Source organism: Streptomyces sp. NPDC058240 (assembly GCF_042882135.1).
Lineage (GTDB): Bacteria > Actinomycetota > Actinomycetes > Streptomycetales > Streptomycetaceae > Streptomyces.
In genome coordinates, this window is sequence record NZ_JBHVWT010000001.1 from 483,338 (window position 1) to 507,739 (window position 24,402).

The window sequence follows — 24,402 nt, forward strand, 5'->3', positions numbered from 1 at the left end:
TCGATCGGCCGGTGCGCCTGCGCCCGGCGTCAGGACGATCTTGCCTCGCCCGCGGCCCGGAGGAAGTGCCGAAGGATCTCCTCCCCCGCTGCCACGCCGTGCGCGGCCGTCACCTCGGCATGCGGGGCGTGCCAGCCGGTATCGCCCAGTTCGCCGTGGGCCGGGCGCCAGGCGCGGTCGGCGGCGAGAAGCAGATCGGCGTCGAGGAGGCTGTCGCCGGCGGCGAGGGTGAGCGTGGCGCCGGTGCGGCGGGCCACCTCGTTCATCGCGGCGCTCTTGGTGAGCGGGCCCGGAACGGCGTAGATCTTGCGGCCCTGGAGGGAGACCGTCCAGCCACGCGTCCGCGCCCACTCCCCCAGTTCCTTGACCCAGTCCTCGGGCAGCAGCGGGCGTTCCACGACGAGATAGGCGAAGAGGTCCTCGGCGACCCGTTCCTTGAGCAGCCAGGCGGGGTCGGCCGCGGCCAGGAGGTGGGCGCGGACCTCGGCGAGGGAGGCGCATTCGTCGGCGAGCCTGCGGGCCACCTGCCGCTGCCAGTCGGGGTCGGACTCGCCGTCGACGAGCAGGTGTCCGCCGTTGGCGCAGATCGCGAACCTCGGTGCGGGGCCGGGCAGGTGGATGCGTCCGTACTGCTCGCGGGTGCGGGTGGTCGTCGGGACGAAGACCGTGGTGCCGGCCAGTTCGTCGAGCAGTGCCGCGGCCGTCTCCGTGAGATAGGAGAGCGGCTTGTGGTCGTAGACCTCCACGCAGAGCAGCCGGGGGGCTTCGGCGTCCGGCATGGCGAGCTGGAGCGCCGCCGCGGAGTAGATCAGGGTGCGGTCGAGGTCGCTGGCGACGAGCGTCACGGGGGCGGCGGCCGGACCGGGAGCAGGAGCAGATGTGGCCGGGGCCGTCGGGGTGGTCACTTCGACTCCACCGCCTTGCCGTCCGCGCCCGTCGCGCCCCTGGTGTACTTCGGGTGGATCAGACCGACGCAGGTGTACGGGAGTGCGTCGACCTCCTCCACCGGTACGCCCCGCTGCTCGGCCAGCAGGCGGATGTGTTCGAGGTCCGCGCCCGCGCCGCGCTTGGCGAGGATCTTCCACGGGATGCGGCGCAGCAGTACCCGGGTCGTCTCGCCGACGCCCGGCTTGACGAGGTTGACGTCGTGGATGCCGTACTCCTCGCTGATCCGCTCCACGGCGGCCCAGCCCTCCCAGGTGGGCGCGCGGTCGGCCGCGAGCAGCTCCTTGACCTCGGCGTCCACGGCGTCGACGACCTCGTCGAAGTGGGCGGCGACGGTGTCGAGGAAATGGCCGGACACATCGGTGTCCGCCAGTTCCCGGTAGAACTTCGCGCCGTGGAAGTCCTCGGGGCCCACCAGGTCGGAGCGGAGGACGGTCCGCGAGATCAGCCCGGAAACGGTGGAGTTGAGGCAGGCCGACGGGATGAGGTAGTCCTCGCGGGTGCCGTAGGTGCGGACGCAGCCGCCCGGGTCGGCCAGTACCGCGATCTCGGGGTCGAAGCCCTCGAACTCGGCGAGCGCCACGGAGAGTTCACGGGTGATCGCGCCCTTGCCGGTCCAGCCGTCGACGAAGACGACGTCCGCCGGGTCGTGGTGGGCGGCCAGCCAGCGCAGGGCGTTGGCGTCGATACCGCGGCCCCGCACGATGGAGACGGCGTAGTGCGGCAGATCGATGCCGTACCGGTGCAGGGCCCAGCGGCGCATGAGTACGCCGACCGGCGTGCCCGCCCTGGCGAGCGAGACCAGGACCGGGCGGGGGGTGCGCTCGGCGAGCACCGTCTCGGTGACGGTGCCCACGGCGCGGGCGACGCGGGCGGCCGACAGCTCCAGCGCCGCCTTGAACAGGTCCTGGTACTGGGCGGACGGCTGGTACTCGACGGGCAGCGACTCGGCGTAGTGCGCGCCACCGCTCTGTATCGCCTCCTCGCGCTCCTCGGTGGGCGCCTCCAGCTCGGTGTCCGAGAGGTCCTGGAGCAGCCAGCCGACCTCGTCCGGCGCGTAGGAGGAGAAGGCGGGGCCGCGGAGGGGCTCGGGCAGCATGGGGGGTTCCTGCCGTTCAGGGGTGTCCGTGCGGGGGCGCGTCGGGACGTACGAGGGGACGACCGCGAGCAGGACGTGGTCGGTGTGTGCGGCGAGCTGCGCCAACAGGCCGTCGGGGGCGTGGAGTTCGGGGGTGTCGGCGGCGGAGTCGACGGCGAGCACCACGGCGTCGAAACCGGCGCCCGCGACGTTGTACGCGTACCGGTCGCCGGGTCCGTCGGCCGGGTTGTCGTGGGCCGGGAAGACCAGCCGGGTCCGTATCGCGTAGCCCGGGTCGTCCACGGCGAGGACGGGGGAACGCGTGGTGGTGGAGTAGCGCACCTCGGCGTCGGTGTGGTCCTCCAGGGCCGTGCCCAGGCGCAGGGGGGCGTACATGAGCTCCTCGAAGCCGAGGACCAGTACGCGGCGGGCGTCGCCCAGCGCTTCGGCGATGCGGGCGGCCATGGCGGGGAGGGCGGGCTCCAGGGTCGCCCGGTGGGCGGGGGTGAAGCCGTGCCGTCCGCCGTCGGGCACACCGGCGGGCCACTGGAGGTCCACCCGGGTGCAGGGCCGGCGCCCCGGCTCGACGGCCGCTCGGGGGGCGGCGGGACCGGCCCCTTCGTGCGCGGCGACCAGTGCCTGGCCCTTCTCCAGGACGCCCTCCGGGAGGGCGACCGTGCCCGAGCTGCGCGCCACCAGGTCGACGCGGGCACCGATCTCCGCGGCGAACTCGGTCAGCCTTCCCCGGTCGGCCGGCGACCTCATGTCCACCAGGGCGACGATGACGTAACGGCTGCGCGGGTACCGCTCGTGCAGTGCGCGGATGGTGTTGAGCACGGTGTTGCCCGTGGAGAATTCGTCGTCCACCAGGACCAGCGGCGCGCCTGCGTACGTATCCGCGTCTGCGCCCGTACCCATGCCCGCGTCCGCGTCTGCGCCCACATCCGGGTCTACGTCCGCGCCCGTCGGGCCGCACTCGCCCGCCAGCAGATCCGGGTCCTCCGGGAGCAGCAGGTGCGAGGTGGCGTGCGAGTGGGACTCCTCGAAGCCGCCCGCCCGCGCCACGCCCTCGACGGGGCGGCGCGTCGAGTGGAGGTACGGCGCCACGCCCAGCCCGTCGGCGACCGCGTGGCCGAGGCCGGTGGCCGTCTCCGCGTAGCCGAGTACCACGGCCCGGCGCGCCTCGGCGTCACCGAGGAGTTCGCGCACCCGCCGGCCGAGCTCGAAGCCGGCGCCGTACACCACGGAGGGCTTCTGCGGCACGTGCTTGCCGAGCACGTTCGACACGAGGAGGTGGGCCCGCTTGGGGTTGCGGCGCAGGGCGAGGCCCAGCAGCTCTCTCAGCTCGCTGTCGCCGTCGGGCTTCCCGTCACCGACGAGCTCGACGCCCAGTCGCTCCGCCACCCAGCTGCCCGACCACACCACGTTCGCCGTCTCTTTCTCTGTCCGTGCTTTCTCTGTCCGTGCTTTCTCTGTTCTTGCCTTCTCCGGCCGTGCCTTCTCCGTCCTTGCCGAGTGCTCGCTCATTCGGCAAGGCCCGCGGCCAGCAGCTCCACGAAGCCGATGTCCTGCCGGGCCACTCCGAAGACCTCGGCCCGCAGCAGGGTCCGCTCGGCCCAGGCGCGGTGCGGCTTCACCTCATTCATCTTGTTCGTGTACGCGGAGCGCACGACGCCACCGCCGCCGCGCTCCGGCCGCAGGATGTCCTCCGCGTCGCTGAACTCCTCGTGGCTGACCACGGACAGCGCGTGCACGGGCGCGACATGCGACGGGTGGATGCAGGTCTTGCCGAGCAGGCCGTTGGCCCGGTCGAGCTCGATCTCGCGCAGCAGGCCGTCCAGATCGTGCTCGATCAACGCCGTGCGCAGCTCCTCGGCCCGGCCCTCCAGGAAGGGGCTGCGGCGCAGCTGGGGTTTGAACATGCGCTCCTGGAGCCGGAAGTACTCCCACACCGGCCCGGTGATCGTGAAGCCGGTGCCGTCCGCGCGGCCCAGCACATTGACCACGTCGGCGATCACGGCGCCGACGATCTGCACGTCGTACGCCGTCATGTCGGGCGCCCTGCGCAGTCCGTACGCCGAGCAGAAGTCGGTGACGCCGAGCCGCAGCGCGAGCACCCGCTCGCGGTACTTGTCGACGGTGCGGGCTATTCCCCGGAGAGTTTCCCCGCGGGTCTCCAGGTGCAGCAGCTCGGGAGATTCGAGAACGGGCATCGCGAACAAGCGTCGGCCGCACGTCTTCTCGGCGTTGGTGAGCGCCTCCATGAAGGGCACGCCACGCTCTTCGGTGAACTTCGGAAGTACAAAACCAGACAACATTCGGGCGGTAGAGCCGAGCCGCTGCACCAGGTCGGCAATCTGACCCGGCTCCCGGACCCGGATGAAGAGCAGCGGCACCTCGGCGCCACGCGCGTCGAGGTCGGCGAACTGTCCGACCAGGTTCTCCTCGGCACCGGCGACCTCGGAGTCGTCGATCGAATCCTCCAGGCACAGCACCATCGAGACGACACCGCGTCCGGCCTGCTTGATGACGTCGTCAGCAAGCCTCGGCCGGGTGGCAGGGCTGTACAGGGTCGCCCCCAGGGCGGCCGCGAGCACGCGGGCCGACGAGCCCGGACCGAACTCGCACGGCTCCTGGAAGAACAGCCTCTCCCTCTCAGTGGGCGCAATATGCCCGAAATGACGCATGTAACTCCCCCGAACTGCCGGACCGGCCGGACAACGCATGGCCGGTAATAGTACGTATGGACGGGTGTCAACAGTTCCCCACGTGCATGAATTCCGGGTAACTCGTCCATTTCCCGACGGGTGGGGGCGCTGCGGACCGTGTGCTTCCGGTATGCCGCCCGGACACCTGGTACGACCCCCGCGTTGTCCGCGTGGGCAGCCAGCAGGCAGGATGACGGGCATGACGCACGCGATGGTGAAAGGCTCGAACGTCCCTCTGGACGCCATGGCCGTACGGGCCGTGCTGCGCTGGACCCCGGGCACCGGAGTTCCGGATGTGGACGCCTCGGCGCTGCTGCTCGGAGCCGGTGGCCGCGTGCGCTCGGACGAGGACTTCGTCTTCTACAACCAGCCCCGCCACCCCTCCGGCCTGGTACGACGGCTGCCGAAGCGCAGTGTCCCCGAGGGCCTCACGGACACCATCGAGGCCGATCTGGGCGGGCTCGACGCCTCGGTCGAGCAGGTGGTCGTCGCCGCGTCCTCCGACGGAGCCGCATTCGCTCAGGTGCACGATCTGCGCATCCTGCTGTACGACGCGGCGTCGGCCGACGGCGATCCGCTCGCGGTCTTCGATGTGCGGCCGGAGACCGGCGAGGAGACGGCGATCATCTGCGGCGAGCTCTACCGGCGCGGCGATGGCTGGAAATTTCGAGCCGTGGGACAGGGCTATCCGACCGGGCTGGTCGGTCTGGCGACCGCCTTCGGCATCTCGGTCGACGAGACCGCGGCCGAACCCGGGCCGGCCCCGTCGCACGCGGCGGCTCCCGCGCCCGTGCCGGTGACGGCGCCCGGGTTCCCGCCCGCGCCCGACTTCCCGCCGGCAGCGGCACCCGGCCCCGACGCGCAGGCCACGGTCCAGCACCAGCAGCCCGCGTACGGCTACCCGCAGCCCGCGGCGGCCCAGCACGCCCCCCAGCCCGCGTACGGGTACCCACAGCCCGCCACCGCTCAGCCGGCCTACGGTTATCCGCAGCCCGCCGCGGCCGCGGCGCCCGCCCCGGACCCGAATTTCGTGCTGCCGCCGCAGGGGCCGCAGTTCGTACGGTCCTGAGGGACGGGGCCGGGATCGCTCCGAGGTCCCCCGGGGCCCCGGTGAGGGCCGGGATCGCTCCGAAGCCCCCCGGGCCCCGGTGAGGCCGGGTTCCGGGGCGTCGTTCAGGGCCCGGTTCCCGGGCGTCGTTCAGGTCCGGGACTTGTAGCCGCGCCCCCACTGCATGCCGAAGCCGTACAGCCGGTCCAGCTCCGACTGGAATCCGTACACGAACTTCACCTCGCGCCGCACGATCAGCTCGTCCTTGATGTTCTCCACCGTGAACACGGCACAGGAACGGGCCTCCGGGGCATGCTCGTCGAGTTCGATCTCGATCCGCGGACCGTTGCCCGGGTAGAGCGTCACCTTGGCGTGCGTACGGTCGAAGGCCGGCGTCTGGTCGTAGATGTAGACGAAGAACAGCAGCCGTTTGATCTGGTCGCGCTGGTCGAGATTGACGTAGACGGTCTCACCCGAAGGCGCACCGAAGCGGTCGTCCCCACTGAGCCGGATGTACGGCGGCCCGTTCAGGTCGCCGATGAGGTTGCCCAGCGGCTGGACGACGCCCTTGGTGCCGTCCTTCAGCTCGTACATGCAGCCCAGGTCCAGGTCGACGTTGACCATGCCCTGGGTGTGGGCCTGGACCACCTCGGGCTTGAAGAGATTCATCGGCCGCAGCAGCCGGCCGCTCTGCCGCGACCGGCCCATGATGTCCGACGTACGCATCTGCCAGGAGAGGTTGACCCGCAGATTGCCGGTCAGCGCGCCCTGTTTGGTGAGCGAGACCGTGGCGTGCCGCCTGGAGAGCACGATGGAGCTCGTCGCCGCGCTGCCCGACTCGAACTGTGCCTCCCGCCGCGGCCACAGGTTGTCCCAGAACGCCATCCCCAACCCCCACACGTGTAGAAAAAGTGCCCCGGCCCCCGCAGCCGCCCCGTGCCTCGCCGGGGACGCCCACATCGCTGCGGGGCGGCCGCGGGGCCGGGTCCGGATGTCTCCGGAGAACCGTTGCCTCACGGACCGCCCCGCGTAGAGCGTTCCTCAATCCCTACCGGGTCACACCCCGGACGGGACTTCCGCCTTGGAACCGGCGTCGTCGCCGCCTTCGGCTTCCAGCGCCTTGTTGCGCCGGACCGAGGACCAGAAGGACCAGGCGATCAGCACGACACCGACGAGACCGGTGATGAGCTCGTTGATCTGGTACTGGATGGTGACGAGCAGGATCACGGCCAGCGCGCCGATGGCGTAGTGGGCGCCGTGCTCCAGGTAGACGTAGTCGTCGAGCGTGCCCTGGCGGACCAGGTAGACCGTGAGCGAACGGACGTACATGGCGCCGATACCGAGGCCGAGGGCCATCAGCACGATGTTGTTGGTGATGGCGAAGGCGCCGATGACACCGTCGAACGAGAAGGACGCGTCGAGCACTTCCAGGTAGAGGAACATGAAGAACGCGGCCTTGCCGGAGAGCACGATCGCGGAGACCTTCTTGCCACTCTTCCTGGCCTCCTCCTCGACCTCGTGCTCGCGCTCTTCCTCCTCCTCCAGCTTGTTCTCGAAGAAGCCGGAGAGACCGCCGACGATGAGGTACGTGATCAGACCGGCGACACCGGCGAGCAGGACCGTCTCCGCCTTGTCCGCGTGACCGCCACCGTGCTGGTGCGCGCTGGTCGCGAAGGTCATGGCCGAGATCAGCAGCACGATCAGCGCGATGCAGGCCGACAGCATGTCGACCTTGCCGAGCTTGGCGAGCGGACGCTCGATCCAGCGCAGCCACTGGATGTCACGGTCCTCGAAAATGAAGTCGAGGAAGATCATCAGCAGGAACATGCCACCGAAGGCGGCAATCGCCGGGTGGGCGTCCGTGACCAGTTCCTGGTAGCGGTCGGGCTGGTTGAACGAAAGGTCGACCGCTTCGATCGGACCCAGCTTGGCGGTGATGGCCACGATCACGACGGGGAACACCAGCCGCATACCGAAGACCGCGATGAGCACGCCGACCGTGAGGAAGATCTTCTGCCAGAAGGCATTCATCTTCTTCAGGATTCCGGCGTTGACCACCGCATTGTCGAAGGACAGCGAGATCTCCAGGACGGAAAGAATCGCAACGACCCCGAAGGCTTCCCACCCCCCGTAGATCACAGCTGCGACCAGGCCGAGCGCGGTAATCGCGAACGACCAGCCGAAGGTTTTCAGAAGCACTGGCTACCCCATCGTGTATGTAACGGGTCTCCCCCGAGGTGTACGGGGCTCCCCCGCGCCGTGCGCGGCTTTACGAAACGTTGACCCCGAAGTCTAGAGCGATGCCGCGCAGCCCGGACGCGTACCCCTGTCCCACTGCACGGAACTTCCACTCGCCGTTGTACCGATAGAGCTCGCCGAAGATCATTGCGGTTTCCGTCGAGGCGTCCTCGCTGAGGTCGTAACGCGCGAGTTCCTGACCGTCCGCCTGGTTGACCACGCGGATGAATGCATTGCTGACCTGGCCGAAGGTCTGACCCCTGTTGTCGGCCTCATGGATGGAGACCGGAAAAACGATCTTGTCGCAGTGCGCCGGCACCTGAGTGAGGTTCACGATGACCGATTCGTCGTCGCCCTCGCCCTCGCCCGTGAGGTTGTCGCCGGTGTGCTCCACGGAGCCGTCGGGGCTCGTGAGGTTGTTGTAGAACACGAACCATTCGTCGCCGAGCACCCGGCCCGACTGGCACAGCAGCGCGCTGGCGTCGAGGTCGAAGTCGGCGCCCGTGGTGGATCGTGCGTCCCAGCCGAGACCGACCAGCACCTGGGTGAGGTTGGGTGCGGCCTTGGAGAGGGAGACATTGCCTCCCTTGGCGAGCGTGACGCCCATGGTGTGTGTCCTCCCCGAGTCGATGAACCGTCTGCTGGGCCCGTTGGGCCGTGCAGCCCCCGAGCCGTCTGTCGAGCGCGTCCGGCGCCGCACGAGGGTGCGGCGCCGGACGAGGTACATGCTGGCGTGAACCGGGCCGCGCCTCAGCGGCCCGGCCCGGTCGCGCCTTCTCAGACGTTGACGCCGAAGTCCTGCGCGATGCCGCGCAGGCCCGAGGCGTACCCCTGACCGATGGCACGGAACTTCCACTCCGCCCCGTTGCGGTACAGCTCGCCGAAGACCATGGCGGTCTCCGTCGAGGCGTCCTCGCTCAGGTCGTAGCGGGCCAGCTCGCTGTTGTCGGCCTGGTTGACCACGCGGATGTACGCGTTGCGCACCTGGCCGAAGCTCTGCTGCCGGGTCTCGGCCTCGTAGATCGAGACCGGGAAGACGATCTTGTCGACATCGGCCGGGACGCCGGCCAGGTTCACCTTGATGACCTCGTCGTCGCCCTCGCCCTCACCGGTGAGGTTGTCACCGGTGTGCTCGACGGAGCCGTCGGGGCTCTTCAGGTTGTTGAAGAAGACGAAGTTTCCGTCGCTGCCGACCTTGCCCTCGGCATTCGTCAGCAGGGCGCTGGCGTCGAGGTCGAAGTCACCACCGGTGGTGGTCCGAGCGTCCCAGCCGAGACCGACGACGACCGCGGTCAGGTTGGGCGCGGCCTTGGTCAGCGAGACGTTGCCGCCCTTGCTGAGGCTGACTCCCACGAGTCCTCCCATTGGTTTCCTTGGGGGCCGGCTGGCGCCGGCGCCTCCACGTTGCGTTGGCATCCGATCAACGACTGGATCCTAGTGACCGGTTCCCGGCGAAGCAGGCTTTTCGCCGGGTCTCCGGCGGATCAGCCGGTGCCGGTTCAGAGCGCGCCGAGCGCCTTGATGTAGTCGTTGAGGTCGCGCGCGTCGGGCAGACCGTTGACGACGGTCCAGCGCACCACGCCCTCCTTGTCGATGATGAAGGTGCCGCGCACCGCGCAGCCCTTCTCCTCGTCGAAGACGCCGTAGGCCCGCGAGGTCTCGCCGTGCGGCCAGAAGTCCGAGACCAGCGGGTACTCCAGGCCCTCCTGCTCGGCGAAGACGCGCAGGGTGTGGATGGAGTCGTTGGAGACGGCGAGCAGCTGGGTGTCGTCGTTCTCGAACTTCGGCAGCTCGTCGCGGAGCGCGCAGAGCTCACCCGTGCAGACGCCCGTGAAGGCGAACGGGTAGAACAGCAGCACGACGTTCTTCTCGCCGCGGAAGTCGGAGAGCTTCACGGTCCGGCCGTGGTTGTCCTTCAGCTCGAAATCCGGGGCCTTGGTGCCGACCTCGATCGCCATGAAAAGCGTCCCTTCGCTACGTTCACCGGGCTGGGCCGTCCGGGTTGCTCCCACCCTACGCAGAGCCCGCAGCGGGCCACGCAGCGCCCGCACGGGCGCAGCCCGGCGCTCCCCGGCCGCCCGGCGGCTGCGCGAAGACCCCCGACGGCAGTAGGCACTCGACGGCAGTACGAAGGCCCCCGGCGGCTCGGTGCCGTCGGGGGCCTTCAGGGCGAATGCGTGTCGAGGGTGGTTCAGCGCTTGGCTTTGGCCGCCTTCGGCGTGACCAGACGGCTGCCCGTCCAGTCCTTGCCCGCGTTGATGCTCTTGGTCTGGGAGAGACCGGCCGTCTGAGCGGCCTCGTTGATGTCGCTCGGTTCGACGTACCCATCACGGCCGGTCTTCGGCGTCATCAGCCAGACCGCGCCGCCGTCCTCGATCAGACCAATGGCATCCACCAGCGCGTCCGTAAGGTCGCCGTCCTCGTCGCGGAACCACAGCAGGACGACGTCTGCGACGTCGTCGTAGTCCTCATCGACGAGATCCTGGCCGGTAGTGGCCTCAATGCCCTCACGGAGCTCCTGCTCGACGTCGTCGTCGTAGCCGATCTCCTGGACCACCTGTCCGGGCTCGAACCCCAGGCGTGCTGCCGGGTTGGTCCGCTCCTCCGCGTGGTCCGCGGTCGCGCTCACGGGTTGCCTCCTGATCATGTTTCGGAAAATGCTTCAGCCACGCGCGTGCGCGGGGCGTTGGCCGTAGTCCACACGGGAGCGGCGGATCGCGCAAGTACCCAGCGTGCGAGACCGCCTAAACGGTGACGTTCCCTGCCACGTCGCCGCACTGTCGGCAGGCCCCCTGCGGGGGCCCGGCGCTTCCGTCCGCACCCTTTACGTCCTTCCACAGCTTATGCCGTTTCGGTCCGCCATTCGGAGTCGAACATCCTTTGGGAACGCTTGGACGGGTTGGGCGTATGGTTGCGGTTTGGCCCGGACCATCCCCGCGCTCCGTACGCGATGTCTCACAACACGGCGGTTACCCCTCGGTAGAGATGACGTTTGCGCCCTCGCGGTACACGATGGTGATGGCGTACTTGCATACATCCCGGGGGCATGTTCTCCCTCGATCAGGCCCCGTAGAGCACCACCGAACAGCGAAGGAACAGCGTGGCTTCCGGATCCGATCGCAACCCGATCATCATTGGCGGCCTGCCGAGCCAGGTCCCGGACTTCGATCCCGAAGAGACCCAGGAATGGCTCGACTCGCTCGACGCCGCGGTCGACGAGCGAGGTCGTGAGCGGGCCCGTTATCTGATGCTCCGGCTCATCGAGCGCGCGCGCGAGAAGCGTGTCGCCGTGCCGGAGATGCGCAGTACGGACTACGTGAACACGATCGCCACGAAGGACGAGCCGTTCTTCCCCGGCGACGAGGAGATCGAGCGCAAGGTCCTCAACGCGACCCGCTGGAACGCGGCCGTGATGGTGTCGCGCGCCCAGCGTCCGGGCATCGGTGTCGGCGGCCACATCGCCACCTTCGCCTCCTCGGCCTCGCTGTACGACGTGGGCTTCAACCACTTCTTCCGCGGCAAGGACGACGGTCTGGGCGGCGACCAGATCTTCTTCCAGGGGCACGCGTCCCCGGGTATCTACGCCCGCGCCTACCTGCTCGACCGGCTGAGCGAGGCGCAGCTCGACGCCTTCCGCCAGGAGAAGTCGAAGGCGCCCAACGGCCTGTCCAGCTACCCGCACCCGCGGCTGATGCCGGACTTCTGGGAGTTCCCGACCGTCTCGATGGGCCTCGGCCCGCTCGGCGCGATCTACCAGGCCCGGATGAACCGCTACATGGAGGCGCGCGGCATCGCCGACACCTCCAAGTCCCATGTCTGGGCGTACCTGGGCGACGGCGAGATGGACGAGCCCGAGTCGCTCGGCCAGCTCTCCATCGCCGCCCGTGAGGGCCTGGACAACCTCACCTTCGTGGTCAACTGCAACCTCCAGCGGCTCGACGGCCCGGTGCGCGGCAACGGCAAGATCATCCAGGAGCTGGAGTCGCAGTTCCGCGGCGCCGGATGGAACGTCATCAAGCTGGTCTGGGACCGCTCCTGGGACCCGCTGCTCGCGCAGGACCGCACGGGCATCCTGGTCAACAAGCTGAACACCACGCCGGACGGCCAGTTCCAGACGTACGCCACCGAGTCGGGCGCGTACATCCGTGACCACTTCTTCGGGGACGACGCGCGGCTGCGCGACATGGTCAAGGACATGACCGACGACCAGATCCTGCACCTGGGCCGCGGCGGTCACGACCACAAGAAGGTCTACGCGGCCTACGCGGCGGCCAAGGCCCACAAGGGCCAGCCGACGGTGATCCTGGCGCAGACGGTCAAGGGCTGGACCCTGGGGCCGAACTTCGAGGGCCGCAACGCGACCCACCAGATGAAGAAGCTCACGGTCGAGGACCTCAAGCGGTTCCGTGACCGACTGCACATCCCGATCACGGACAAGCAGCTGGACGAGGGCTACCCGCCCTACTACCACCCGGGCCGCGACTCGGAGGAGATCCAGTACATGCACGACCGTCGCAAGGGTCTGGGCGGTTACGTCCCGACCCGCGTGGTGCGTGCGAAGCCGCTGGCCCTCCCCGAGGACAAGACGTACGCGACCGCGAAGAAGGGTTCCGGTCAGCAGTCGATCGCCACCACCATGGCGTTCGTCCGCATCCTGAAGGACCTCATGCGGGACAAGGAGATCGGCAGGCGTTTCGTGCTGATCGCGCCCGACGAGTACCGCACCTTCGGTATGGACGCCTTCTTCCCGAGCGCGAAGATCTACAATCCGCTGGGCCAGCAGTACGAGGCGGTGGACCGCGATCTGCTGCTCGCGTACAAGGAGTCGCCGACCGGTCAGATGCTGCACGACGGCATCTCGGAGGCCGGCTGCACGGCGTCCCTGATCGCCGCCGGTTCGGCGTACGCCACGCACGGCGAGCCGCTGATCCCGGTGTACGTCTTCTACTCGATGTTCGGTTTCCAGCGCACCGGTGACCAGTTCTGGCAGATGGCCGACCAGCTCGCGCGCGGCTTCGTGCTGGGTGCGACCGCCGGCCGTACGACGCTGACCGGTGAGGGTCTCCAGCACGCGGACGGCCACTCGCAGCTGCTCGCCTCGACCAACCCGGGCTGTGTCGCGTACGACCCGGCGTTCGGCTACGAGATCGCGCACATCGTCAAGGACGGTCTGCGCCGGATGTACGGCGGGACCCCCGACGAGAACGAGGACGTCTTCTACTACCTCACGGTCTACAACGAGCCGATCCAGCACCCGGCCGAGCCCGAGAACGTGGACGTCGAGGGCATCCTCAAGGGTGTCTACCGCTTCAAGGCCGCCGAGCGGGGCGAGATCCCGGCCCAGATCATGGCGTCCGGTGTGGCGGTCCCGTGGGCGGTCGAGGCGCAGCGGATCCTCGCCGACGAGTGGAACGTCCGGGCGGACGTCTGGTCGGCGACCTCCTGGAACGAGCTGCGCCGCGAGGCCGTGGACGTGGAGCGGTACAACCTGCTGCACCCGGAGGAGGAGCAGCGCGTCCCGTACGTGACGCGGAAGCTCTCCGGCTCCGAGGGTCCGTTCGTGGCGGTCTCGGACTGGATGCGTTCGGTGCCGGACCAGATCTCGCGCTGGGTGCCCGGCGCGTACCAGTCGCTGGGTGCGGACGGCTTCGGCTTCGCCGACACCCGTGGCGCGGCCCGCCGGTTCTTCCACATCGACGCGCAGTCGATCGTCCTCGCGGTGCTCACCGAGCTCGCGAAGGAGAATCGGGTCGACCGTTCGCTGCTGAAGCAGGCCATCGACCGGTACGAGCTGCTGGATGTCACGGCGGCCAACCCGGGCGCGGCCGGCGGCGACGCGTAGGCCCCGGGCACGACGGAGTACGCATGAAGGGCAGCGGGACCAAACGGTCCCGCCGCCCTTCGGCGTCCGCGGCCGGCGCTCTCCGCCTTCCGGCGTCCGCGGCCGGTTCTGCGTCCTGCGGTCAGTTCTCCCAGATCTTGAAGGCCCTGACCTGGTACGGGGACCGGGGCACCCAGGTGCCGCCGCCCGGGTAGGTCTCGAACTCACCGGTCTCGGCGCATTCCGCCGACTGGTACGTGGTGACGGGGCGGCCGGTGCGGTTGGCGAGCGCCTGGACCTTGCTGCCCTTCGGCAGCGGGACACAGCTCTCGATGTCGGTCGTGGACAGCTCATGGGTCCGGCGGGTGCCGGTGAAGTCCGGCGCGTCCCAGAGGCAGAGCTGGCCGGCGGCGCAGGACCCGAGCCCGACGGGCGCGGAGTGGGCCGCGGTCTGCGGGATCAGGGCGGTGGCGGCCAGGGAAGCGGCGGCCAGGGTGGTGGCAAGAACGGTCGTACGCATGGAAGTCGTCCCCCGTGGTGGTGCGAATCAGTTGCATGCACCCTGACCTGCGGAGCAAGGCCCGGGGAAGGGGCCTCGGGCCACACCACCCTGATAGGCGACAGCCCCGCCGGAAGGGTCCGGCGGGGCTGTTGTACGCACTGTGTTGACGCGTGGGCACGGAGCCCGGGGCGTCGTCGCGCGACCGGTCAGATGTGGCCGGCGCCCGCGCCCGCCTCGGCGTTAGCACCGCGCTTGGTGAGCGTGGCGACCAGCGCGGCGACCACCGCGACGATGCCGGCGACCATGAACGCCGTGCTCATCCCTGACACGAAGGTGTCATGGGCGACGCCCGCGATCTTCCCCGCGACCTCCGGCGGAACGTTCCCGTCGACCGGCGGGATGCCGACCTCGACGGCCGAGGACGCCTGGTCCAGCTGCTGCGGGCTGAGCGGCGGGAGCTCCGCCGCCTTCCAGTTGTCGGCCAGCTTGGAGTCGACCTGGGACGCCATGACGGCGCCGAGCACCGCCGTACCGAGGCTGCCGCCGACCTGCATGGCGGCCTGCTGGAGACCACCCGCGACGCCGGAGAGCTCCATGGGGGCGTTGCCGACGATGACCTCGGTGGCGCCGACCATCACCGGGGCGAGGCCGAGGCCGAGCAGACCGAACCAGATCGACATGGTCAGGGTGCCGGTGCCGATGTCCAGCTGGGACATGCCGAACATGGCGACCGCCGTGCACACCATGCCGCCGACCAGCGGAACCCGCGGGCCGAACTTGGTGATCATGGCGCCGGCGAGCGGCGAGGCGACGATCATCATGCCGGTCAGCGGCAGCAGGTGCAGACCGCTGTCGACGGGGCTCAGACCGTGCACGTTCTGGAGGTAGAAGGTGACGAAGAACAGCCCGCCCATGAACGCGAAGGCCATCAGCACCATCAGGACCGCGCCCGCGGACAGCGGCACGGACCGGAACATCGCGAGCGGGATCAGCGGTTCCCGGACGTTCTTCTGGGAGAGGGCGAAGACCACGAACAGCGCCACGGCGGCGCCCAGGAAGCCGAGCGTCTTGTAGTCGCCCCAGCCCCATTCGGATCCCTTGATGAGCGCCCAGATCAGGCAGAACATCGCCTGCGACAGCAGCACGATGCCGCCGATGTCGAAGGAGCGCGGCGCGTTCTCGGCGCGGTGGTCCTTGAGGATCACCAGGCCCAGCACCAGCGCGATCACACCGACCGGCACATTGATGAAGAAGACGGACTGCCAGCTGACGTGCTCGACGAGCACGCCGCCGAGGATCGGGCCACCCGCGGTCGAGGCGCCGATCACCATGCCCCAGATGCCGATCGCCATGTTCAGCTTCTCGGCCGGGAAGGTGGCGCGCAGCAGGCCGAGCGCGGCGGGCATCAGCAGGGCGCCGAAGAGGCCCTGGAGCACCCGGAACACGATCACCAGGGCGACGCTGTCGGACAGGCCGATCGCCCCGGATGCCGCGGCGAAGCCCACGACGCCTATCAGGAAGGTCTGGCGGTGACCGAACCGGTCACCGAGTTTGCCCGCAGTGATCAGGGAGACCGCGAGGGCGAGCATGTAGCCGTTGGTGATCCACTGGACGTCTGCGAGCGAGGCGTGCAGGTCCTGCTGGATGACGGGGTTGGCGATCGCGACGATCGTGCCGTCGAGCGCGACCATCATCACGCCGATGGCCACGGAGAAGAGCGTCAGCCAGGGGTGGCCGCGCAGCCCCTTGGCAGGTGCGGGAGCGGCGGTTTCCTGCGGCTCCCGCGACGCCTTGTCGACGGTGGTCTGACTAGTCATACTCGGGAGATTAGTGTCAGCCTCTGACAGTTGACAAACAATTTCACAAGTCGGTAACTGTCACGTAGCTCACAGGTACGCTGAGCTGGACAAAGCAGGAGAAAGAAGGCCGGTTAAGTGACCGATGGGCAGCGGGCCGTGCATCCGACCGGACTGCGCGAACGGAAGAAGCGACGCACCCGGGACGCCCTGCTGCACGCCGCCCTCGATCTTTTCACCACCCAGGGGTACGACGAGACCACCGTCGACGAGATCGTCGACGCGGTCGAGGTCTCCCAGCGCACCTTCTTCCGCTACTTCGCCTCCAAGGAGGAGGCCGCCTTCGCCATCCAGGAGATGGTCGAGTCGCGCTTCCTCTCGGAGCTGCTCCGGCGTCCCGCCCCGGAGGCCCCGTTCGAGGCGATGCGCAGCGCGGCCCTCTGCGCCTGGAGCAGCATCGGCGAGGCGATCGAGGAGATCGTCACGGTCGAACTCCACATGCGTACGTACCGGATGATCGAATCGACGCCCTCGCTGCTCGCCGCCCACCTGCGACGGTGCAGCGACCTGGAGAACCAGGTCGCGCTGCTGATCGCCGCGCGCGAGGGGCTCGACGTGGACGAGGACCCGCGGCCGAGGGTCGCCGTGGCCGCGTTCTGCGGAGTGATGCGGGTGAGCGGTCAGCTCTGGGGGCGGGGCCGGGACGCCGATGTGGATTCGCTGCGCGCCCTGACCGAGGCGTACCTGGACCAGCTCGGACCGGCGCTGGCCGGAAACTGGCGGGCGGACGCCGATTCGGCGTGACGACGGGCCCGGCGTGACAACAGACCCGTCCGATCGTGACGACAGCCCCCGTCCGATGTGCCGCATGCCTCACCGCCGCGGCATGACCGACTTCACAACAGCCGCGCCCCGGCGGCCACATGTGACGTCCCGGAGGCGTTCCGCGCGCCTGAGCGTGCGTGTGACAACCACACAGCGTGAAAAGCACGCGCTCGAATTCCCCGCAGCCGAGTGATGTGCGTCACCCTCTTCACGGCTGCCGTCGCGCGTCTCCTAATGTGGGCCGGAGTGACTTCCTTCGACTCCTCCCCCACGCTCACCGCTTGGCGCGCGCTGCTCGCCGTCGCGGTCGTGTTCGTGATGCTGGCGACCACTGGCTGGACCGCCGTACGTCATCAACACTCCGACGAGCCACGCACCGTCGCACTCGCCGCCTGGGCGCGGGGCCGGGTGGCGGGTCATGCGCTGCCGGACGCCGACGCGCCGTCGTACCGGCTGGCCCGTTTCTTCGCCACGCTCACGGCCGCGCAGCGCGCCGGACTGGCCGACAAGTACCCCTTGGTCGTGGGCAATTTGAACGGTGCCCCGGTCACCCTGCGCTACCGCGCCAATCGGCGGGCCGTGGTGCAGGCGCGGGAGGTCGAGCGGCGGCGCATGCACGACGTGCGGCTCTCCCCCGACGGCCGCGCCGAGGCGGTCCGCCGGATGAACCGCTTCGACTCGATGCTCGACCGCGGTCGCCACTTCCTCGCCTTCGACCCGTCCGGGAAGGGCCGCGCCGCGGAGGTGTTCGGCAGTCTCGACCGGGCCGACCGGGTCTCCGTGATCGTCCCCGGCGTCGACACCAATCTACTGACGCTGGAGCGGCCCGCGCCCAAGGTGAACGCCGCCCCGGTCGGCATGGCGAAGTCGCTGTACGCGGCGGAGCGCGCCGCGCGCCCCGGCATCCGTACCGCCGTCATCGCCTGGGCCGACTACACCACGCCCGCCGGTATCGGCATGGACGCGGCCCTGGGCAACCTCGCCGAGCGCGGGGCGGTGCGGCTGAACGCGCTGGTGGGCGCGCTGCCCGGGGACGCCCCGGTCTCGCTGTTCTGCCACAGCTACGGCTCGGTGCTGTGCGGGGTCGCCGCACATGAACTGCCCTCCAGGGTCGGCGACATCGCGGTGGCCGGCAGCCCCGGCATGCGGGTGGAGAACGCCGCGCAGTTGCACACCGGAGCCAGGGTGTGGGCGATGCGGGACCGCGACGACTGGATCCAGGACGTACCGAACCTGGAGCTCGGCGGCCTGGGCCACGGGGCCGACCCGGTCGACCCGGGCTTCGGCGCGCGCATCGTCTCGGCGGGCGACGCGGTCGGGCACAGCGGCTATTTCGAGCCGGGTACCAAGAGCCTCGGCAACTTCGCCGCCATCGGCGTGGGCGCCTACGAATCGGTGAGCTGCGCGGTCTCCGACAGCGGCTGCCGCGAACGAATCACCGGAAGCCAGGGCATCTGACGGGCGCAGGGGCCCTGGCGGACCATCGACCACAGCCTGCTCCGAGGGGGGACGTGCGAGGCAAGTGCCGCATACGATGAGGCACATGGGTGATGTGCTGGCCGGAATTCATGCCACCTGGGAGTTCGACACCGACTCCGTGCTCATCCGCTTCGAACGGGGAATCCGCACACCGAAGCTCTTCCAGAGCCTCCGTGAACGACGCGTCCCGCACGCGGCGCTGTCGTCGGTGACGCTGACCCCGGGCAAGCGGGGCACGGTGGTCCTGCGTGCCGTGCCGAGACGGGGCGCCGACCCGTTGGTCGAGGCCGCGGCGGGGCAGCTGAAGGACGGCTGCGATCCGTACCGGCTGGTGCTCCCCGCCGAGCGCGAGACGCTGGCCGAGTACTACGCGGACGAACTGCGTGCCCGGCTGGGCCCCGACGCGGCGGAGCCCGCCGAACGGTTCCTGGTCGCGGCGCCCGAGGCGCCGATGCAGTTCAAGGCGTACGACGGCCGGGCCGGCTTCGACGGGCACCGGGTCTCCTTCCGCTGGTTCTGGACGGGCGCCTCCACGGCGAAGTGGAAGGCCGGCGACCAGACGTTTCCGGTGACGGAGCTGAGCGGTGTCGAGTGGCGCTCGCCGGAGGCGTTCGAGGGCTATCTGCGGCTGGTGCCCAGGGGCCTGGAGAACGCGGTCCCGGGGCCGGGCACGGGCGCGGACCCCACCCGGAGCAGCGGTGCGGGCACGGTCGCGGATCCGGGCGCGGTGCAGTGCCCGCAGCCGGTGGCGCCCCGCCCCACCCGGGCCGATCAGGACCCGGCCGCAGTGGTCTTCGGTCTCGGCTACGGCCCGGTGCACGAGTCGCTGCCGTTCGCCGCGGCCGTGCTGGAATCGGTGCGCAGGAACCATTCCACTGCCGCCGTGCCCGCGGCCGTCCTGGCGGGCACGGGACGGCGCGACCCAGCGGACATCGCGGAGCGGATCCGGCACCTCGGGGAGCTGCACCAGGCCGGTCTGGTGACGGACGACGAGTTCAGCGCCAAGAAGGCCCAACTGCTCGCCGAGTTGTAGGGCCTTGCGGCCTGTCGGCCCGATCGGCCGGTAGTACCCCCGTACGAGAGGGGCGGCGGCGAACCGGAACCCGGGTATGACGCCACCGGCCCGGTCCGCTCCCTAGGCTGATGCGGCCATGACCACATCCCCGCCCCGCACCCCGCCCGGGGCGCCGCCGCGCCCGCAGCCCGCCGCCGACGGCCTGGTGAACGCCGCCCGCCGCAATCTGCGCGAGATCGTCCACGGGCTCTCCCATCCGTCCCATCCCCCGGTCCCGCCGCTCGCGAACGCGTCCAAACGGTGGCGGAGGCTGCTGCCGTACGTGGTCGTCCTCATCCTCGCGGCGATCTTCGTTCCGGTCACGCTCAATGTGCTGACCAACGAATACGGTATGGCCGAGGGACTGGCGGGCCTGCTGACCGTCGCCCAGACCGCGCCGCTGCTGATGCTGGCGCACCGCCCGTTGCAGGCGTGGTGGATCATCTTCCCCGCCGACATCGTGGGGGCGCTGGTACTGCTGCAGTACCCGGACCGGCCGATGGGCATCTGGCCGTGGCCCCCGCCCACGCTGATCTGCTACCTCTTCGTGATGCTGGCGGTGGCCCTGCGCGAGACCCGGCGGACCGTGGTCTCCGTCTGGGCGCTGACCGCCGCGGCGAGCCTGGTCCTGCACCTGACCGCCACTGACCGCAGCATCGCGGGGCTGCTCCCGGTGTTCGGTGCGGTGCCCGTAGTGATCGGTGCGGTGATCCGGGAACGGGGCGACGCACAGCGCCGGCTCGCCGAGCAGGAGACCATCAGCGAGGCCGAGCGGGCGCAGCGCACGCTGCTGGAGGAGCGCACCAGGATCGCCCGTGAGCTGCACGACGTGGTCGCGCACCACATGTCCGTGATCACGGTCCAGGCCGACTCCGCGCCCTACCGGATCAGCGGGCTGCCCGAGCAGGCGCGCGAGGAGTTCGAGGTGATCGCGGCGAGCGCGCGGGAGTCGCTGACGGAGATGCGGCGGCTGCTCGCGGTGCTGCGCAGCGACGGCACGGAGGGCGAGCGGGCACCGCAGCCGGGGCTCGACCGGGTGCAGCAGCTGGTGGAGGCGACAGTGCGGGCGGGGCTGCCGGCCGAGCTGTCGCTCTCCGCTCAACTGCCGGACGTACGGCAGGCGGTGGACCTGTCGGCGTACCGGATCGTGCAGGAGGCACTGGCGAACGTGATCCGGCACGCGCCCGGTGCGCGGACCCGGATATCGATCACGTCCGACGGCGCGCATCTGACCGTCCTGGTGGTCAACGACCGGGCGGAGCAGCCCGATTCGCCGCTGGAGACGACCGGGACCGGGCACGGCCTGGTCGGTATGCGCGAACGCGTACGGTTGACGGGCGGCACGCTGGACACCGGACCGCTACCCGACGGCGGCTTCCGGGTGGCGGCGCGACTGCCCCTGACCCCTGTTACGCCCACGGCCTCGGAGGACTCTTGACCATCCGCGTGATCATCGTCGACGACCAGGCCATGGTGCGGGCGGGGTTCGCGGCGCTGCTCTCGGCGCAGAGCGACATCGATGTGGTCGGTGAGGCACCGGACGGGCGCCAGGGCATCGACGTCAGCCGGAGCGTCCACCCGGACGTGGTCCTGATGGATGTCCGGATGCCCGAGATGGACGGCCTGGCGGCGGCCCGCGAGCTGCTGCACCCGCCGGTGGGGGTGGTGCACCGGCCGAAGGTCCTGATGCTCACCACGTTCGACGTGGACGACTACGTGTACGAGGCGCTGCGCGCCGGGGCGTCCGGCTTCCTGCTGAAGGACGCGCCGCCGGCCGACCTGATCTCGGCTGTGCGGGTGGTCGCGGCGGGCGAGGCGCTGCTCGCGCCGTCCGTGACGCGCCGCCTGATCGCGGACTTCGCCCGGCAGGGCCCGACCGGGGCCACCCGGAGCGGCCAGTCGCTGCGGCTGAACGGGCTGACTCCGCGCGAGACGGAGGTGCTGGAGCTGATCGCGCGGGGCCTGTCCAACCAGGAGATCGCGGGGAAGCTGGTGCTGGCCGAGCAGACGGTGAAGACGCACATCGGCCGGGTGCTGGCCAAGCTGGACCTGCGGGACCGGGCGCAGGCGGTGATCTTCGCGTACGAGGCGGGGGTGGTGGTGCCGGGCGAGGGGTGAGGGTTCTTCCCGCTTCCCCCTGCCCGGTACCGCAAACGTGCCCTACCCCGGTATGACCCCGCACTTGGCCCCCTGGTGTGACGCCTCCGGACCCGCCCTCTCCCTACCTTCCTCTCCGTCGCGCCGCACGGCGCGCGTGAGCCGGAACAGCCGGGTCAGCCGGAGAGGGAGGACGACGGGATGCGCCGTTACGCAAGGACCCTGGTCGCCGTCGCGCTGGCCACCACCGTGGTGGCGGGGACGGCCGGTTGGGCGTCCGGGAACGCCCAGCAGGCCCTCACCGGGCCGCCCCCGGGCACCGCGTCCTGGCGCGCGGACCACGCACTCGGGCGGGAGCTGCCCGATCCCGGGCGGAGCACACCGGCCGAAGTGGCCCGGTTCTTCCGGGGGTTGACCGCCGCGCAGCAACAGGCCCTGGTCGTACGCCACCCGCTCGTCGTCGGCAATCTGGACGGCGTCCCCGTCGAGTTGCGCTACCGGGCCAACGCCCGTTCCCTGCGGGCCGGTCACGATCCCCGGTACGCCCACCTCGGAGAGGGCCGAGGGCGACAGATCCTCGCGTTCGACCCGCGTGGACGCGGTCAGGTCGCCGAGGTCTTCGGGGACCTGCGCACCGCGCGTCATGTCGCGGTCGTGGTGCCGGGCTCGGACATCGACGCCGGAACCTTCGACCGTACGAAGGATGTGTACGGCACTCCGGCCGGCATGGCGAAGGCCCTGTACGCCCGCACCGGTCCCGGCAGTGCCGTCATCGCCTGGGCCGGGTACACCACCCCCGTGGGCCTCGGCATCGACGCCGCGACGGGCTCGCTCGCCGAGGCGGGGGCGGACCGGCTGACCCGGTTCACGGACGGCCTCGCGGCGGACGGCGTGCCCGCGCCCGCCGTGTTCTGCCACAGCTACGGCTCCGTCGTGTGCGGGCTCGCCGCGTCCCGGCTGCGCGCCACGGATCTGGTCGTCCTCGGCTCGCCCGGGATGCGCGCGGACGATGTCGCCGATCTGCGCACCGGCGCCCGGGTCTGGGCCGCGAAGGACGCCACGGACTGGATCGGCAATGTGCCGAACGTCGAGGTGGCGGGGCTCGGCCACGGCACCGACCCGGCCGTCCCGGAGTTCGGCGCACGCCGCGTCCCGGCCGACGACGCCCGCGGGCACACCGGCTACTTCGCCCCGGGCACGGACTCGCTCCGCGCCTTCGCCGCGATCACCGAGGGGAGGGCGCGGTGAGCCCGGGGACGGAAGGCGCGGTGGGCCCGGGGCGGCTGCCCCGCCCCGTACCGGCTACTCGCGCGCGGCCGACGTCGAGCTCATGTCCGGGTACCGGTCCCCGGCCACCAGCCCCGCGATCGGCTCCAGCTGTGCCAGCTCCTCCGCGGTCAGCGTGAGCCGGGTGGCGGCCACGTTCTCCAGCAGCCGGCTGCTCTTGCGGGTGCCCGGGATCGGCACCACGGTCAGCCCGTGCACCTGGGCCCGCTGCTGCACCCAGGCGAGTGCCACCTGCGCGGCCGACACCCCGTGCGCCGCCGCGATCTTGTGGACGGGCTCCAGCAGGGCGGCGTTCTTCTTTGCGTTGTCGCCGGTGAAGCGAGGCTGGTACCTCCGGAAGTCGCCCTCCGACAGCTCCTTGGCCGCGTCCGTGAACGCCCCGGTCAGGAAGCCCCGGCCGAGCGGCGAGTACGGCACGACGGTCACCCCGAGCTCGACGGCGGCCGGTACGGCGCTGCGCTCGACGTCCCGGCTGAAGAGCGACCACTCGGACTGGAGGGCCGCGATCGGGTGCACCGCGTACGCCTCGCGCAGCTCCGCGCCGGTCACCTCGCTCAGCCCGAGCTGCTTGACCTTGCCCTGCTGGACCAGCTCGGCCATCGCGCCGACGGACTCGGCCAGCGGGACGTCCGGGTTGCGGCGGTGCATGTAGTAGAGGTCGATGACATCGGTGTTCAGCCGTCGCAGGCTGTCCTCGACGGCCCGGCGGATGTACGCGGGGTCGTTGCGCACTCCCCGGTAGTGCTCGTCGTCCTCCTTGCGCTCTATGGCGAACTTCGTGGCGAGCGTGATCTCGTCCCGGTGCGCCCCGACGAACGGGGCGAGGAAGGTCTCGTTGGCGCCGAGGCCGTACACATCCGCGGTGTCGAAGAGGGTGACGCCCGCCGCCAGCGCCGTCTCCAGCGTCTCGCGGGCGGAAGGCTCATCGGTGTCGCCGTAGAACTCGCTCATGCCCATGCAGCCGAGTCCCTGCACGCCGACCTGCGGGCCGCCGTTGCCGAGCTCCACGGTGGTGATCTTGTCGTCAGACATCAGGCACTGGGCCTTTCCGGCGCCCGTCGGGCGCTCGCATAGAAGTCGATCTTGTGGTCGAGCACGGCCAGGGTGTCCTGGAGCTCCGCGATCCGCGTCCTCACGTCGCGGCGGGTCGCCTCCAGCAGCTCCTGCCGTTCCTCGAAGGTGTGCTCGCCCTCGCGCAGCAGCTCCGCGTACCGGACCATGTCGGCGACCGGCATCCCGGTCAGCCGCAGCTTGCCGACGAAGGCCAGCCAGTCCAGATCACGGTTGGTGAAGCGGCGCTGGCCGGTGTGGGACCGGTCGACGTGCGGCATCAGCCCGATCCGCTCGTACCAGCGCAGGGTGTGCGCGGTGAGCCCGGTGAAGGCCGCGACCTCACTGATGGTGTACCGGTCCTGACCCTCGGGACGCGGATGCGGCCGCGGGGCCGAGGCGCAGACGTCCACCTTCACGGAAGTGCTCTCCATCACCGTCATGACCTCCACGCTAGAACCTTGGAGTGCACTC

At 70.2% G+C, this 24,402-nt stretch carries 21 protein-coding genes; 8 read left to right on the forward strand and 13 right to left on the reverse strand.

Going from position 1 to position 24,402, the window contains the following annotated elements; all coding sequences use genetic code 11:
- Window positions 1-29: 29 nt before the first annotated feature.
- From ACFVX4_RS02195 to ACFVX4_RS02205, 3 genes are all read right to left on the reverse strand, one after another.
- Window positions 30-905 (reverse strand): HAD family hydrolase, encoded by an 876-nt coding sequence (locus tag ACFVX4_RS02195; protein WP_389971070.1) that lies wholly within the window; start codon window positions 903-905, stop codon window positions 30-32.
- A complete protein-coding gene (locus ACFVX4_RS02200; protein WP_389971073.1) occupies window positions 902-3,448 on the reverse strand; it encodes a phosphoribosyltransferase in 2,547 nt (848 codons plus the stop codon). Before ACFVX4_RS02200 ends, ACFVX4_RS02195 begins: the two co-directional genes overlap by 4 nt.
- Window positions 3,449-3,546: 98 nt before the next feature.
- Window positions 3,547-4,710 (reverse strand): HpcH/HpaI aldolase/citrate lyase family protein, encoded by a 1,164-nt coding sequence (locus ACFVX4_RS02205; protein WP_389971075.1) that lies wholly within the window; start codon window positions 4,708-4,710, stop codon window positions 3,547-3,549.
- A gap of 220 nt (window positions 4,711-4,930) precedes the next feature.
- Between ACFVX4_RS02205 and ACFVX4_RS02210 the strand changes: the two genes are divergently transcribed.
- Window positions 4,931-5,800: a TerD family protein gene (locus ACFVX4_RS02210; protein ID WP_389971077.1), complete on the forward strand. Its 870-nt coding sequence runs from the start codon at window positions 4,931-4,933 to the stop codon at window positions 5,798-5,800.
- Between the two features lie 129 nt (window positions 5,801-5,929).
- Here ACFVX4_RS02210 and ACFVX4_RS02215 read toward each other — a convergent pair whose 3' ends face one another.
- The 6 genes from ACFVX4_RS02215 to ACFVX4_RS02240 all read right to left on the reverse strand — a co-directional run bounded on the left by ACFVX4_RS02215 (window position 5,930) and on the right by ACFVX4_RS02240 (window position 10,646).
- A complete protein-coding gene (locus ACFVX4_RS02215; protein ID WP_266419652.1) occupies window positions 5,930-6,664 on the reverse strand; it encodes a Tellurium resistance in 735 nt (244 codons plus the stop codon).
- A gap of 171 nt (window positions 6,665-6,835) precedes the next feature.
- A complete protein-coding gene (locus tag ACFVX4_RS02220) occupies window positions 6,836-7,978 on the reverse strand; it encodes a DUF475 domain-containing protein (RefSeq protein ID WP_389971079.1) in 1,143 nt (380 codons plus the stop codon).
- A 70-nt stretch (window positions 7,979-8,048) separates the two neighbouring features.
- On the reverse strand, window positions 8,049-8,624 hold the full coding sequence (locus ACFVX4_RS02225) for a TerD family protein (protein WP_266733268.1): 576 nt from the start codon (window positions 8,622-8,624) through the stop codon (window positions 8,049-8,051).
- A gap of 170 nt (window positions 8,625-8,794) precedes the next feature.
- Complete coding sequence (locus ACFVX4_RS02230; protein ID WP_037696943.1) at window positions 8,795-9,370, reverse strand: TerD family protein; 576 nt, start codon at window positions 9,368-9,370, stop codon at window positions 8,795-8,797.
- Between the two features lie 146 nt (window positions 9,371-9,516).
- Complete coding sequence (locus ACFVX4_RS02235; protein ID WP_266419646.1) at window positions 9,517-9,975, reverse strand: peroxiredoxin; 459 nt, start codon at window positions 9,973-9,975, stop codon at window positions 9,517-9,519.
- Window positions 9,976-10,208: 233 nt separating this feature from the next.
- Window positions 10,209-10,646, reverse strand: a complete 438-nt coding sequence (locus tag ACFVX4_RS02240) for a DUF3052 domain-containing protein (protein WP_114244351.1) — start codon at window positions 10,644-10,646, stop codon at window positions 10,209-10,211.
- Between the two features lie 471 nt (window positions 10,647-11,117).
- On the opposite strand from ACFVX4_RS02240, the gene aceE reads away from it, so the two are divergent.
- Window positions 11,118-13,859, forward strand: a complete 2,742-nt coding sequence (gene aceE, locus ACFVX4_RS02245) for a pyruvate dehydrogenase (acetyl-transferring), homodimeric type (protein WP_389971082.1) — start codon at window positions 11,118-11,120, stop codon at window positions 13,857-13,859.
- A gap of 121 nt (window positions 13,860-13,980) precedes the next feature.
- On the opposite strand, the gene ACFVX4_RS02250 is transcribed toward aceE, so the two are convergent.
- Window positions 13,981-14,358, reverse strand: a complete 378-nt coding sequence (locus ACFVX4_RS02250; RefSeq protein ID WP_389971084.1) for a peptidase inhibitor family I36 protein — start codon at window positions 14,356-14,358, stop codon at window positions 13,981-13,983.
- A 188-nt stretch (window positions 14,359-14,546) separates the two neighbouring features.
- Window positions 14,547-16,157 (reverse strand): MFS transporter, encoded by a 1,611-nt coding sequence (locus ACFVX4_RS02255; protein ID WP_389971086.1) that lies wholly within the window; start codon window positions 16,155-16,157, stop codon window positions 14,547-14,549.
- A 117-nt stretch (window positions 16,158-16,274) separates the two neighbouring features.
- Between ACFVX4_RS02255 and ACFVX4_RS02260 the strand changes: the two genes are divergently transcribed.
- The 6 genes from ACFVX4_RS02260 (at window position 16,275) to ACFVX4_RS02285 (ending at window position 22,839) form a co-directional block, all read left to right on the forward strand.
- The gene (locus ACFVX4_RS02260; RefSeq protein ID WP_389971088.1) at window positions 16,275-16,940 is read left to right on the forward strand and encodes a TetR family transcriptional regulator; all 666 of its coding nucleotides are present in this window, start codon (window positions 16,275-16,277) and stop codon (window positions 16,938-16,940) included.
- A gap of 267 nt (window positions 16,941-17,207) precedes the next feature.
- Window positions 17,208-18,419: an alpha/beta hydrolase gene (locus ACFVX4_RS02265; RefSeq protein ID WP_389971090.1), complete on the forward strand. Its 1,212-nt coding sequence runs from the start codon at window positions 17,208-17,210 to the stop codon at window positions 18,417-18,419.
- An 85-nt stretch (window positions 18,420-18,504) separates the two neighbouring features.
- Window positions 18,505-19,473: a DUF4429 domain-containing protein gene (locus ACFVX4_RS02270; RefSeq protein WP_389971092.1), complete on the forward strand. Its 969-nt coding sequence runs from the start codon at window positions 18,505-18,507 to the stop codon at window positions 19,471-19,473.
- A 118-nt stretch (window positions 19,474-19,591) separates the two neighbouring features.
- The gene (locus tag ACFVX4_RS02275; RefSeq protein ID WP_389971094.1) at window positions 19,592-20,932 is read left to right on the forward strand and encodes a sensor histidine kinase; all 1,341 of its coding nucleotides are present in this window, start codon (window positions 19,592-19,594) and stop codon (window positions 20,930-20,932) included.
- Window positions 20,929-21,612 (forward strand): response regulator transcription factor, encoded by a 684-nt coding sequence (locus ACFVX4_RS02280; RefSeq protein WP_266419621.1) that lies wholly within the window; start codon window positions 20,929-20,931, stop codon window positions 21,610-21,612. Before ACFVX4_RS02275 ends, ACFVX4_RS02280 begins: the two co-directional genes overlap by 4 nt.
- Window positions 21,613-21,792: 180 nt before the next feature.
- Window positions 21,793-22,839 (forward strand): alpha/beta hydrolase, encoded by a 1,047-nt coding sequence (locus ACFVX4_RS02285; RefSeq protein ID WP_389971097.1) that lies wholly within the window; start codon window positions 21,793-21,795, stop codon window positions 22,837-22,839.
- A 54-nt stretch (window positions 22,840-22,893) separates the two neighbouring features.
- Here the strand turns inward: ACFVX4_RS02285 and ACFVX4_RS02290 are convergent, their stop codons facing one another.
- Together ACFVX4_RS02290 and ACFVX4_RS02295 are read right to left on the reverse strand one after the other, a co-directional pair.
- On the reverse strand, window positions 22,894-23,910 hold the full coding sequence (locus ACFVX4_RS02290; protein WP_389971100.1) for an aldo/keto reductase: 1,017 nt from the start codon (window positions 23,908-23,910) through the stop codon (window positions 22,894-22,896).
- Window positions 23,910-24,371: a MerR family transcriptional regulator gene (locus tag ACFVX4_RS02295; protein WP_389971102.1), complete on the reverse strand. Its 462-nt coding sequence runs from the start codon at window positions 24,369-24,371 to the stop codon at window positions 23,910-23,912. The genes ACFVX4_RS02290 and ACFVX4_RS02295 overlap by 1 nt, the downstream gene beginning before the upstream one ends.
- Between the last annotated feature and the right edge of the window lie 31 nt (window positions 24,372-24,402).